Source organism: Streptomyces abikoensis, from assembly GCF_014648775.1.
Classification (GTDB): Bacteria; Actinomycetota; Actinomycetes; order Streptomycetales; family Streptomycetaceae; genus Streptomyces; species Streptomyces abikoensis.
On the sequence record NZ_BMRT01000011.1, the window covers coordinates 147,060 to 158,724 of the forward strand.

An 11,665-nucleotide genomic window follows, 5' to 3' on the forward strand; every position below is an offset into this window, starting at 1 on the left:
CCTGCGCGCCGGAACGGCACCGGTACGCTCCCGGCCATGCGCTTTCCGATCGACGCCCTCTTATTCGACAGCGATGACACGGTCGTCTCCACGCGCTCGGTGGCCCGCGGCGTATGGAGGCGATGGGCCGAGTCTCGCGGCATGACCCTTGACGAGGTGATGGCACGGGTCCCGGTGCACGGCCGTCCCGCCTCCGCGATCATCGCGGACCTGCTGCCCGCCGACCAGGTGGCCGAAGCGGTCCGGAGTCTGGAGGACGCCGAGGTGGCCGACGCCCGGGCCGGCAACGTCACCCCCGTGCCCGGAGCGTACGGGCTCACGGCCTCGCTGCCCGCGCACCGCTGGGCCGTGGTGACCTCCGGCGCCCGCCGCGTGGCCCGGGCCCGGCTCGGGCACCTGGGCATGCTGCCCGAGGTGCTCGTCACCGCCGACGACACCACCCGCCACAAGCCCCACCCGGACCCCTTCCTCCTGGCGGCCGAACGCCTGGGCGTCGACCCGTCCCGCTGCGCCGTCGTCGAGGACTCGCCGGCCGGGCTGGCCGCCGGGCGCGCGGCAGGCATGACCACCATCGCCCTGACCACCACCCACCCGGCGGAGAAACTCGAAGCGGACGTGATCGTCGAGGACCTCACCGCCGTCTCCGCCCACGTCACGCACGACGGCCGGCTCGAGGTCGAGATCGCGGTACGAGCCTGATTCGAGGGGTGGTCAGGGGCGGCGGATGGTGATGTCGCCCATGGCGGTGCGGGCACGGACCTCGACGGTCTCCGCGGCACCTTCGGGGCTGTCGGAGGGGGTGAGGTCGTTGCGCACCGCGCCCAGGTTGGTCTTGACGTCCAGCCAGGCGGCGGTGGACTCGCGGACGCCGACCTCCAGGTCCCCGGCGGAGGTCGCCAGGGTGACCCGGCCGCTGACCACCTCGTCGATCCGGATGGCGCCGTTGGCCGAGCGCGCGTCGACCGACGTGTGCGCGACGCCGATGCTGATGCGTCCGTTGGAGGCGTGGGCCTTCACATGGCCGACGGCCTCGTCGATCGTCGTCCCGCCGTTGACGTTCTTCACCGTCGCGGCGCCGCCGAGCCGGCCGGCCTCGACGCGCCCGGCCCCGATGATCTCGGCGTCCCCCGTGGCACGGCCGAGGTGGATGTCCCCGTGGGAGGTCTTGAGGCTGACGGCGGCCGCCTCCTCGACGCGGATGTCGCCCGCCGAGGTCTTCAGCCGGCAGTCGCCGAGGGGCCCCTCGCAGAGGAAGTCGCCCAGGGGAGAGGCGGCCTGCAGCTGTGAGCCCGAGGGAAGCTGGACGCTCACCTCCAGCGAGCCGGGCCGGCCGAAGGGCGAGCGCTTCCGGGGACCTTTGACGGAGAGCTTGCCGTTGGCGTAGGTCACGTCGGTCTGCTGCGCGGCGCGTACGTCGGTGTCGCTGGCACTGTTGGCCGGCCGGATCTCCACGACGGTGTCCGTCCGCTCGCTCGCGCTGATCCGGGCGGTGCCGACCTCGAACTCGACGGTCACGGTGATCGGTTCGGGAGTGTCGAAAACAGGCATGGCTGTGCCGTCCTCATGGCTGTGGTGGATGAGGGAAGAACCGGAATGGCCGGGGCGCGGCGTGGTCAGCGCACCCAGCCGGTGAAGCCCTGCGAGTTCCCGTGGCGCGTCCGCCCGGCGGGCCGGGCAGGGCCGCCGGCGGGCTCGAGGGCCGCGGCGACGGCCCGTACCAGCCAGGCGTTGACCGACAGGCCCTCCCGCCCGGCGGCGTCCTCGACCCGGGCCTTGAGGGGCGCGGGAAGGCGGAAGTTGATACGGGCGGTGCCGCCCTCGTCGCCCTCGGCGGACATCGTGGCCGCGGCGGGCGCCGGCGGCAGCGGGGCGGGGCCACGGCCGCCGCCCATGTCGCCGCCGCGCGCGAGGCCGTCCTCGAAGGTCTCCGGAGCGGGCGGCGGCGTCACGACGAATTCGGGGTCGAGCCCGCGCAGCCGTACGTCGACCGAACCGGGCGCGAGGTCACGGGTGACCTCGTCCATGGCGGCGGAGAGCGCGTTCAGCAGCGTGAGCCGGGCCGCTGACTCCAGAGGCGCGGTGAGCCGCTCGGCCAGGGCCCGGGTTTCCTCACCACCCGCTTCCGCGGCGACCGCGAGCTGGCGATGAAGATCGTCGACATAGGGCGTCAAGTCCATGACGTCATTATGGTGCCAGGATGGCGCCATGCGCAAAGCCCCTGTCGGCCGATCAGCGCCGCTGATCGGCCGACAGCTTCGCCACCCGCCCGGCGATCCGTTCCAGCGCCGCCAGGTCCTCGTCCGGCAGGGCGAGCAGTGCCGCGGGCGGCTTGCCGATGATGGCGTCGGCGCGTTCCGCGGCGGCACGCCCCTCCGGCGTCAGCGAGACGATCTTGGAGCGCCGGTCCGAGGGGTTCTCCGAGCGCTCGACCAGACCCTGCCGTGCCAGGTCGTCCACGACGAGCGTCGTGTACGGCCGGTCCGTCAACAGCTCCTCCGCCAGCTCCCGCAGCGTCATGGGGCGTTTGGCGATCCGTCGCAGCGCCTTGATGCGGATGAAGCTCATGCCGAGCGCCTCGACGACCTCCTTGCGGCGCTCGTTGCCGCCGAGGACGATCTCCCGGAGGTTGTCCCAGGCCCGTCGTGCTGTCTCGTCCTGCGTGCTCATGAGGTCGTCACCGAGGTCCTGGTCCGGTCGGGGCTGTTGCGGTCGAGGCCGGTCGCGGCGCGCTCGGCGGTCCGAGCGGCCCAGCGGCCGGTGGTGATCGTACCGAGGGCGAGGACGGCCAGTCCGCAGCCGGTGACGATCCACCAGCCGGTGACCCCGGTACCGGCGGCGGCCGTGGCGCCGATGACCGCGACACCGAGCGACGTGCCGACCTGTCGGCTGGTGGACGCCAGCGCGGCCGCCACCCCGGCCCGCGAGTGCGGGAGGCCGGAGACGGCGGTGTTGGTGATGGGCGCGTTCACCAGCCCGAACCCGATCCCGAAGAGCACATAGGCGGTGAACAGCAGCGGGTCCGACGACTCCGCCTCGAACGCCGCGAAGAGCACACCGCTGGCGGTGAGTGTCACCCCGGCCAGGACGAGCGGCAGCCGGGGTCCGCGCGCCCCCACCAGTCGTCCGGACAGCGGCGCGAAGACCAGGCACATGGCGGCCATGGGCAGCATGTGCACACCCGCGTCCAGAGCGGACAGGCCGCGCCGTTCCTGGAGGTGCAGCATGTTGAGGAACAGGAAGCCGGACAGCGCCGCGAACGCGCAGACCGCCGTGGCCGTGGCTCCGGCCAGCGGCGCGCTGCGGAACAGACGGGGTTCGATGAGGGGCTCGAAGCGCCGGTTCTCATGGACGATCAGCGCGGCGAGAGCGGCCGCGGCGAGGGTGAAGCAGCCGACGATCTCCGGGGAGCCCCAGCCCGCCGCACGGCCCTCGATGATCCCGTAGGTCAGCGAGGCGAGCAGCACGATCATCAGCAGCTGGCCGGCCGGGTCGAAGCGGCGCGGCCGCGGGGCACGGGACTCCGGTACGTAGCGCAGGGTCATCACCAGCGCCGCCAGCCCGACGGGCACGTTGATCCAGAAGATCGAGCGCCAGCCGACCGACTCCACCAGAGTGCCGCCGATGATGGGCCCGGCCGCCATGCTGATGCCCACGACCCCGCCCCAGACCCCGATGGCCCGGGCCCGTTCCGCGGGGCGGGTGAAGGTGTTGGTGATGATCGACATCGCGACAGGGTTGAGCATGGAGCCGCCGACGGCCTGGACGGCCCGGAAGGCGATCAGCCAGCCGAGGCCGGGCGCGAGACTGCACAGGGCCGATCCGGCGGTGAACAGCGCCAGACCGGCCACGAAGACGCGCCGCCGGCCGAACCGGTCGGCCGTCGAGCCCGCGAGCATGAACAGCGAGGCCAGGATGACGACGTAGGCGTCGATGGTCCACTGCAGCCCCGAGACCGAGGCACCCAGATCGGTCCGCAGGGAGGGCAGGGCCACATTGAGGATCGTGTTGTCCAGGCTGACCAGCAACAGGGCCGAGCAGCAGATGCCGAGGACGAGCCAACGGCGGCTTGAGGGCAACTCCGAGGTCACACCGACCTCCCGGGTCAGGTTAGTTTAATAAATCTAATCATTTAAAGAGTACAACCAATGGAGGTCCGGACGTACTGGTTTCCTGCCGCGGCCCACTGAAGGAAGAACGCCGTCGAGCGGCGCGCCCTTCCGGGCGCGCCGCTCGACAGCGCTTTGCGGGATGGCGTTTTGCGGGACGGGCCCCGGCGCTCAGGGCTCCTGCGCCGTGGGCCGCACCATGATCTCGTTGACGGCCGCGTGCGGCGGCTGGGTCACCATGAAGACGACGGCCCGGGCGATGTCCTCGGCGCGCAGCCACGCCTCCCGGGGCATGCCGGGCGCGACCGGCTCCCAGCCCTCGCCGGCCGTCATCTCCGTGCTGGTCAAGCCGGGCTCCACCAGGCCCACTCTGACGGCCCGGCCGGTCAACTCCTGGCGCAGCGCCTCGCTGAAGACACCGACCGCGTGTTTGGTCGCCGAGTAGACGCTGTTGTTCTTGCGGACGATACGGCCGGCCACCGAGCTGATGGTGACGAGATCGGCGACCCCGCGCCGCCCGTCCCCGGCCGCGCCCACCAGATGGGGCAGGGCCGCGCGCGAGACGTTCAGGACGGCGGTGAAGTTGAGGTCCACCATCCGCTGCCACTCCTGCGGGTCGCCCGCCTCGACCGCGCCCCGGGCCACGTAACCGGCGCTGTTGACGACCACGTCCAGCCGGCCCAGGTGCCGCACGCCGTCCTCGACGACACCGCGGGCCCGCGCGCCCTCGCTCAGGTCGGCGGGGAGGACGGCGCACGTGCCGCCCTCGTGGCGAATCTCTGCGGCCACCCGTTCCAGCCGTTCGGCGCGACGGGCCACGAGGGCGACTCCCGCGCCCTCCCGGGCCAGGGCGAGAGCGATGGCCGCCCCGATCCCGCTCGACGCGCCGGTCACCAGCGCGGCGCACCCCGACAGTGGCGCGTCGGACGTGTCACTCACCCTGCCTCCTCACACATGGCTCACATATGGCGATGGCCGATGAGTAACGGGTACCCCGCACCCGCGCCGGGATAGCACCCAGCCGCATCCCGACACCGCATCCCCACCCCGTCCGCGCCGGGCGCCGCGCGTTCAGCCAAGCGGGTCGGAAAGTCCGGGGCCCGGCCCGGACGCTTGTGGCCACTGCCGCCCCACGGTTATCCAAGGATCACCACAGCCCCCTGCGGCCCTTGAGCCCCGCCCCGGGAGAAGCCCATGCGCGACCGGCCAGCCCGAAGACCGCCTCGGATCGCTCGAAGAAATCTTCGGATCGGCTGCGCCGGCCTGGCGGTCGCTCTCACCGTGGGCGCCGCGCGGACTCCCGAACCCGGCCTCGACTGCCCGCCCGCCAAGGAAGTGGCGATGGAGCTGGTCGCCAGCGCCGAGAACTCCACCCTGGACTGGAGGAGCCAGTACCAGTACATCGAGGACATCGGCGACGGGCAGGGCTACACCGGCGGCATCATCGGCTTCTGCTCGGGCACCGGGGACATGCTCGAGGTCGTCACCCTCTACACCCGGAACAAGCCCGCCAACCCGCTCGCCGCGTTCCTTCCCGCCCTGCGCAAGGTCAACGGCACCTCCTCCCACGCCGGGCTCGGCGACCCGTTCGTCAAGGCGTGGAAGACGGCCGCCACCGACAAGGCGTTCCAGGAGGCGCAGGAAGAGGAACGCGACCACGTCTACTTCGAGCCCTCGGTGCGCCGGGCCAAGGCGGACGGACTGCGCACACTCGGCCAGTTCGTCTACTTCGACGCCACCGTCATGCACGGTGGCGGTGACGACCGCAACGGCTTCGGCTCCATCCGCAAGAACGCCATGGCCAAGGCGAAGCCACCGGCCCTGGGCGGGGACGAGGCGGCCTACCTCAACGCCTTCCTCGACGCGCGCAAGGCCGCCATCAAGCGCGCCACGGTCCACGGCGACACCAGCCGCGTCGACACCGAGCAGCGCGTCTTCCTCAACGAGCGGAACTTCACCCTCCAGCCGCCGCTGCGCTGGAAGACCTACGGCGACCCCTACGAGATCCGGAACTGGCCGAGCCCGGAAAACCGCCACGCCACGTGAAAACCCTTCGACGCGCGCTTTATCCCTATATACGTTTTCCCCTATGAATGTCACCCTCAAGCCGCTCGGCGCAGCCGACGCCCGTGACCTCACGCGGCTGCGGCGAGAGATCGAGCACGTCGACATGACCGGCACGCACGAGGACGAGACGGACGTCCTGCACGAGCTCGCCGACCCCAAGCTGAACCTGGCCCGCAACACCACGGGCGTCTGGCAGGACGGGCGGCTGGTGGCGTACGCGATGGTGTACGAGCCCGAGAACGTACGGGACATCGCCCGCTTCGGCACCGCGGCCGCCGTCCACCCCGCCCGGCGCCGCCGCGGCATCGGGGAGCACCTCACCGGCTGGATGCGCACCCGGGCCCGGGAGATCTGGGCCGAGCACCACCGGGGCGCCGGCGTGCCGGGCGAGTTGCTGATCGACGGGGTGGCCACGAACGAGGGGCTCGCCGCCCTGGCCGAGCGCACCGGGTTCAAGCCCTGCCGCTACTGGTTCAGCATGGGACACGAGCTGCGCGCGCGTGACCTGCCCACCCCGGGCACACCCGACGGGCTGCGCCTGGTGCCCTTCCACCGGGCCCTGGACGAGGCCACCCGTGACGCCCACAACGACGCCTTCCGCGACCACTGGAGCTTCACCGAGACGGACCGCACCGACTGGGAGACCTGGTTCACGGGCGACCGTTCCTTCCGCGCCGGGCTCTCCGCCCTCCTGCTCGACGCCGACGACCGCGTGGCCGCGTACCTCCTCGCCGACGAGTACGTCGCCGACGGTGCGGCCACCGGGCTCCGCGCCTGCGCGATCGGCCACCTGGGCACCCGGCCGGCCCACCGGGGCCGGGGCGCGGCGCGCGCCCTGCTGGCGCACACACTGGCCCGGGCCGGACGCCAGGGCTACGACCGGGCGGAGCTGGTCGTCGACGCCGCCAACCCCACGGGAGCGCTGGGGCTCTACCGGCGGGTGGGTTTCGTGACGGAACGGGAGTTCATCACGTACGCTCAACCGCTGGACTGAGCCGCCTCGTTCACCCTTTCGAGAGTCTGGAAACCACGCCATGTCCCGTGTGAGGGTCCACAACCTCTCCGTCTCGCTCGACGGCTACGCCACCGGCGAAGGACAGAGCCTCGACGCGCCCTTCGGCCACGCCGGAACCCGGCTCCTCGAATGGTTCCTCCGGACGCGCGCCTTCCGCGAGGTGCACGGGGAGTCAGGTGGTGAGACCGGGGTCGACGACGCCCTCGCGCGGGCCTGGGGCCCCGGCATCGGGGCCGAGATCATGGGCCGCAACAAATTCGGTCCGCAGCGCGGCCCGTGGGAGGACCACGAGTGGACCGGATGGTGGGGAGCCGAGCCGCCGTTCCGCACGCCGGTGTTCGTCCTGACCCACCACCCCCGCCCCAGCCTGGAGATGGAAGGGGGCACGACCTTCCACTTCATCGACGCCTCGCCGCACGAGGCCCTGCGCCGGGCGCGCGAGGCCGCCGGAGGCCTGGACGTACGGATCGGCGGCGGCCCGAGCACGGTCCGCGAGTTCCTGGCCGCCGATCTGATCGACCACCTGCACGTCGTCATCGTCCCCATCGTCCTGGGCCGCGGCGAGCGCCTGTGGGACGGCTGCGAAGGACTCGAGGAGCGCTTCCGGACCGAGTCCGTCACCACCCCCGGCGGGGTCACGCACATGATCTTCTCCCGCCCGTAGCCCACGGCCCACCGAGCCCGCCGGGCCCAGCGGGGGAACCGGCGCTACAGGTCGTCGTCGCGGTGGGAGGTGAGGCGGTCCCGCACCCGCGCGTGCCGGAACTGGAACACCGCGCCGGCCTGACGCAGCACGCCCCGCCGGTGCGCGTCCTGAAGGAAGCGCATCAGCCGCCAGGGCAGACGCCCGGACAGGGCCAGCAGGGCGTGGGCGAAGACGAACGCCCCCCACGGACGGCCGAGCATCACCACCAGACCGCACGCCACCCCGAAGGCGATCCCCGTGCCGAAGGCGAACCCCGGGTCGTCGGCGGGCGGGAAGACGACGCCGCTGACGACCGCCCCCGCCGCGCTGTAGGCGAAGCGGCCCACCCGCCCGTACGACAGATGACCCACGGTCCACCCGGCGAGCGCGCCGGCGAGACCGAAGACCGTGTTGAACGTCAGCCCTCCGACCGGCCCCAGAGCCGGCCAGGCGGAGACCCGGGGATCCGTGAAGGCGAACACCGTCCCGAAGGTGAGCCCGAACGGGAGCGCGAAGGAGACCCCGAGAACCAGCGTGGACACCCGGTCCTGTTCGAGAGCCAGACCGGGGTTCGCCACCTTCGTCGCGTCCGACGGGGCCCGTAACCACGCGTGGAGGGCGACGGCCAGCCCGAACGGCGCGCCGAGCACGAGCTGCGCCCAGCACGGCAGCTCGAACCCGAACCCCAGCGCCATGCCCGTGACACACCCGAACGCGAATCTCAGGGCGAACACCCTGACCGTGCCCCGGAACCGGATCTCCACCCGGGCCGGTGCCGGCCGCCGGGACGGCACGGCCTGGACGAGGAAACCGGCCGAGCCGAAGGAGACGCCGAAGACCAGCCCGATCACCGGCCCGCCCGCCGCCGCTCCGATGAAGCCGAACATCAGCCCCGAGACGACCCCGAAGACCAGCCCCGCGACCCACCCGGGAACGGCGCACGCCACCTGCCACCACGCCAGGTCGTGAGTGCCGTTCCGCGCCATGTGGCGGGCGAGGAACCCCAGCCAGCCGCGCGCCTCCGGAAGCCCGTAGCCCGCCGGAACCCTGCCCGGGCCCCCGGGCGGCGCCGGACGCGGCCGGTAGACGGCCGGGAGGAAGGCCGTGAGCAGATGCCGCTCGACGCTCGCGAGGTCCGCCAGGCCCAGCAGCTCGCGCGGGTCCTTCGCCGGCGGCGCGTAGATCACCCGGGCGAGCGCCACCATGAGGGGGCTCGTCAGGGCCCGGGACAGCGGGAGGTCCGGGAAGTCCGGGCGGTCGCGGAGCTCCGCGAGCAGGGACTGCCAGCGGGTGTCCTCCCACGGTCTGTCGGCGGTCAGGAAGCTCTCGGCCTGGCGCACGCCGATCGGCAGCATCTCCTTCACCACCGCCCGGCTCAGCACCCGCCCCGAGCGCTCGACCGCCCGCTCGTACTCGGCGACACGGCAGGTGACGACCAGCAGTTCCTGCCCGCTGTCGTCCAGTGCGCCGAGGGCGGGCGCGTGAAGGGCCTCGGACATCTCGTCCAGACCGTCCAGAAGCAGGAAGACGTGCCCTCCGGTGACCAGCCGCTGCGCGACCCCGGCACCGTAGGCCTCCTTGTCGGCCAGGAACGGATACTCCTCGACCAGCCGACGGGCCAGCCAGGTCCGCAGATGCTCCACCCCCGGGACCCAGGTGTTCCCCGCATCCCACGAGGACGCGGTGAGCAGCACCGGAACCGGATCACCCGGCTCGTACGAGCCGAGCAGCCCCAGCGTCAGGAGCATCACCCAGACGGTCTTGCCGGATCCACGCTCTCCCAGCATCACCAAGTGCCCCTGGGGAAGCGCACGGAACGCCTGTACCAGCCCGTCCAGATCACCGCAGCGCCCCAGCGCTTCCGAGGGGACGGAGCCCGTCGTCGCGCGGGAGGGGCCCGCCTGCCCGGCGGGCGTCGTGGGCGCGACGGCCGTGCGTACGGCCACCGCCCGGCGCGTGTTCGCCCACTGCAGACGGATGGGCTCCGGGCGCCGCAGCCCCTGGGCGGCCACCTCGCCCTCCCACTGCCGCCGGACCTCCTCCGCCAGCCTGGCCTTGGCGGCTTCCAGCCGCTCCAGGGAGTCGTCCTTCGGCTGACCGGCGAAGGAGATCCTCCCGATGTTCCTCGCCTGGATCACCGAACCGCGCACCCGGCCACCCGACATCGCGTTCTCGGTACGCCCGGCGTCACCTGTCTCCGCTGTCATCGCAAGCCCCTCCCCGGCCGGTCGTATCCAGCAGCATCTGGCGGGCAGTTGGCTGAAAGTCAACCATGGGCCACGCGCCGGTGCGCCCCCGCTCGTATGAGTGAGAAGGGAGCACAGGAGCACGCGGGGGGCGCATGCCGGGGAGCGAGGAGGCGTCTCACGCGGGCGCGACGGATCTTGGCGGGAAGACGCGCGTGACGTGGTAGTCGAGCACCGCCCGTACGTCCGCGAGCGAACGGCGCTCGTGCACGACGTCGAGGCCCAGGCCGGTGACGCCGGAGACGAGCAGGTCCGCTTCGTGCTGCGGGTCGAGGCCCGGCGCCGTCATCCCGGCCGCCCGGCCCGTCTCGACGATATCGGCGACGAATCGTTCCAGCGGCTGGTCGGCGGTGAGGAACACCGCGGCGAGAGCGGGATCGGTCAGGCTGCGCGCGTAGTACGCCGCGAACACCTTCAGCGCGTGGGCGCGTTGCTCGTCCAGCGGCAGGAACTCGAGCAGCACGGCCCGCAACAGCGCGCGCGGATCCGTCGCGTCCGCGGGGACGCGTGCCCTGGCGAGGCGCTCGTTTTCCTCGTGCAGCAGGCGCAGCGCGTCGACGAGGAGGGCGTGCTTGCTGTCGAAGTGGTACTGGACCACGCGCAGCGAGACCCCGGCCCCGTCCGCGATCCGGCGCATGCTCGCGGCGTGCAGGCCGTGCTCGGCCGCGACGCGCCACAGCGCCTCGGCGATCCGGCGCCGCTGACGTTCCCGGGTGCCGGACGCCCGCGCCGGTGCCGGCACCGGCGCGGGCGGGGTGCCGGGGGAGGGCAGGTGCTGCTTGCGCCGCCGGTACGCGCGGGCCTGACAGCTCCGCGAGCAGTAGACGGCGGGGCGCCCGCGCTTCGCGAGCACGAGGCGCGTGCCGCACATCGGGCACGCGGCCTGTTCCTTTTCGTCACGCATGCTTTCATCGTAATGCCGAAAAAGAGTGTGACGAAATAGAAAAAGGCGCAGGGATTTCGGCGCTTTACGCATTCCTCCACTGATACGTTTGTAACGTATTCCGCACGCACAGGAGGAGAGAACGCGTGAAGTACGACGTGTTGCAGATCATCGGCGCGGCGGTGACGGTGGTCTTCGCGCAGGGCCTCATCCGGCTCGTCATCCACCCCGACGACCGGGGCCTGCTCGGGTGGCTGCCCGGCGGCTTCGTCCCGGTCCTGCTCGCGCACGCCGCCCTCGTCGCCACTGGTGTGGTGCTCGCGGGCCGGTCCCACGCGCAGGCGAAGGCCGCCGGCCGCCGCGAGTGAAATCGCGCGTCAGGGGGACGGCGGCGGACCGTCCAGGTGATCGCTGATCCACTTCATGGGGGCGGCCATGTTCGCGCCGTAGGTGGCGCCGTTGTGCGTGCCGCCGGGTATTTCCCAGAGCCGGGTGTGAACAGGGCCCTTGCCGTAGGAACGCATGAAGTCCTTGACGCTCCTCATGGTGGCGGGGTTCTCCTTCGTGCCGACCTGGAAGGAGAGGTAGACGTCCGGTCCCCTGGTGTCGATCAGGCGTTTGGCCAGCACCTCGGGGTTGTTCTCGGCCTTCTCCTTCTCGTGG

General features: G+C 72.1%; 12 protein-coding genes and 1 pseudogene. 5 read left to right on the plus strand and 8 right to left on the minus strand.

The genetic code is table 11. The annotated features are described in order from the left end of the window. Positions 1–36 precede the first annotated feature (36 nt). On the plus strand, positions 37–699 hold the full coding sequence (locus tag IE096_RS28120) for an HAD-IA family hydrolase (RefSeq protein ID WP_189456425.1): 663 nt from the start codon (positions 37–39) through the stop codon (positions 697–699). A gap of 12 nt (positions 700–711) precedes the next feature. Here the strand turns inward: IE096_RS28120 and IE096_RS28125 are convergent, their stop codons facing one another. The 5 genes from IE096_RS28125 to IE096_RS28145 all read right to left on the minus strand — a co-directional run bounded on the left by IE096_RS28125 (position 712) and on the right by IE096_RS28145 (position 5,045). After that, complete coding sequence (locus IE096_RS28125) at positions 712–1,548, minus strand: DUF4097 family beta strand repeat-containing protein (RefSeq protein WP_189456427.1); 837 nt, start codon at positions 1,546–1,548, stop codon at positions 712–714. A gap of 65 nt (positions 1,549–1,613) precedes the next feature. Continuing rightward, on the minus strand, positions 1,614–2,177 hold the full coding sequence (locus IE096_RS28130) for a hypothetical protein (protein WP_189456429.1): 564 nt from the start codon (positions 2,175–2,177) through the stop codon (positions 1,614–1,616). 52 nt (positions 2,178–2,229) lie between these two features. Further along, positions 2,230–2,667, minus strand: a complete 438-nt coding sequence (locus IE096_RS28135) for a MarR family winged helix-turn-helix transcriptional regulator (RefSeq protein ID WP_189456431.1) — start codon at positions 2,665–2,667, stop codon at positions 2,230–2,232. Further along, positions 2,664–4,088, minus strand: coding sequence for an MFS transporter (locus IE096_RS28140; protein WP_189456433.1), 1,425 nt, complete (start codon positions 4,086–4,088; stop codon positions 2,664–2,666). Before IE096_RS28140 ends, IE096_RS28135 begins: the two co-directional genes overlap by 4 nt. Before the next feature lie 189 nt (positions 4,089–4,277). After that, positions 4,278–5,045 (minus strand): SDR family NAD(P)-dependent oxidoreductase, encoded by a 768-nt coding sequence (locus IE096_RS28145; RefSeq protein WP_189456435.1) that lies wholly within the window; start codon positions 5,043–5,045, stop codon positions 4,278–4,280. A 255-nt stretch (positions 5,046–5,300) separates the two neighbouring features. On the opposite strand from IE096_RS28145, the gene IE096_RS28150 reads away from it, so the two are divergent. Genes IE096_RS28150 through IE096_RS28160 form a run of 3 tightly spaced genes read left to right on the plus strand, consistent with a single transcriptional unit; the run spans position 5,301 to position 7,852 of the window. Further along, on the plus strand, positions 5,301–6,152 hold the full coding sequence (locus IE096_RS28150; protein ID WP_189456437.1) for a chitosanase: 852 nt from the start codon (positions 5,301–5,303) through the stop codon (positions 6,150–6,152). A gap of 43 nt (positions 6,153–6,195) precedes the next feature. Further along, positions 6,196–7,167, plus strand: a complete 972-nt coding sequence (locus IE096_RS28155) for a GNAT family N-acetyltransferase (RefSeq protein ID WP_189456439.1) — start codon at positions 6,196–6,198, stop codon at positions 7,165–7,167. Between the two features lie 40 nt (positions 7,168–7,207). Then, positions 7,208–7,852 (plus strand): dihydrofolate reductase family protein, encoded by a 645-nt coding sequence (locus IE096_RS28160; protein ID WP_189456440.1) that lies wholly within the window; start codon positions 7,208–7,210, stop codon positions 7,850–7,852. 44 nt (positions 7,853–7,896) lie between these two features. Here IE096_RS28160 and IE096_RS28165 read toward each other — a convergent pair whose 3' ends face one another. Continuing rightward, positions 7,897–10,080 carry an AfsR family transcriptional regulator gene (locus tag IE096_RS28165; protein WP_189456442.1) on the minus strand — a complete coding sequence of 728 codons (2,184 nt, stop codon included), beginning with the start codon at positions 10,078–10,080 and terminating at the stop codon, positions 7,897–7,899. Positions 10,081–10,237: 157 nt separating this feature from the next. Further along, positions 10,238–11,023 carry a TetR/AcrR family transcriptional regulator gene (locus tag IE096_RS28170; RefSeq protein ID WP_229820667.1) on the minus strand — a complete coding sequence of 262 codons (786 nt, stop codon included), beginning with the start codon at positions 11,021–11,023 and terminating at the stop codon, positions 10,238–10,240. Positions 11,024–11,148: 125 nt separating this feature from the next. On the opposite strand from IE096_RS28170, the gene IE096_RS28175 reads away from it, so the two are divergent. Beyond that, on the plus strand, positions 11,149–11,370 hold the full coding sequence (locus IE096_RS28175) for a hypothetical protein (protein WP_189456445.1): 222 nt from the start codon (positions 11,149–11,151) through the stop codon (positions 11,368–11,370). 9 nt (positions 11,371–11,379) lie between these two features. On the opposite strand, the pseudogene IE096_RS28180 reads toward IE096_RS28175, so the two are convergent. Further along, positions 11,380–11,665: pseudogene (locus IE096_RS28180) on the minus strand (hypothetical protein); the annotation flags it as partial.

Coding starts and splice junctions, on each gene's coding strand:
- IE096_RS28120 (WP_189456425.1), top strand. CDS start 37: ATGCGCTTTCCGATCGACGCCCTCTTATTCGACAGCGATGACACGGTC.
- IE096_RS28125 (WP_189456427.1), bottom strand. CDS start 1,548: ATGCCTGTTTTCGACACTCCCGAACCGATCACCGTGACCGTCGAGTTC.
- IE096_RS28130 (WP_189456429.1), bottom strand. CDS start 2,177: ATGGACTTGACGCCCTATGTCGACGATCTTCATCGCCAGCTCGCGGTC.
- IE096_RS28135 (WP_189456431.1), bottom strand. CDS start 2,667: ATGAGCACGCAGGACGAGACAGCACGACGGGCCTGGGACAACCTCCGG.
- IE096_RS28150 (WP_189456437.1), top strand. CDS start 5,301: ATGCGCGACCGGCCAGCCCGAAGACCGCCTCGGATCGCTCGAAGAAAT.
- IE096_RS28155 (WP_189456439.1), top strand. CDS start 6,196: ATGAATGTCACCCTCAAGCCGCTCGGCGCAGCCGACGCCCGTGACCTC.
- IE096_RS28160 (WP_189456440.1), top strand. CDS start 7,208: ATGTCCCGTGTGAGGGTCCACAACCTCTCCGTCTCGCTCGACGGCTAC.
- IE096_RS28165 (WP_189456442.1), bottom strand. CDS start 10,080: ATGACAGCGGAGACAGGTGACGCCGGGCGTACCGAGAACGCGATGTCG.
- IE096_RS28170 (WP_229820667.1), bottom strand. CDS start 11,023: ATGCGTGACGAAAAGGAACAGGCCGCGTGCCCGATGTGCGGCACGCGC.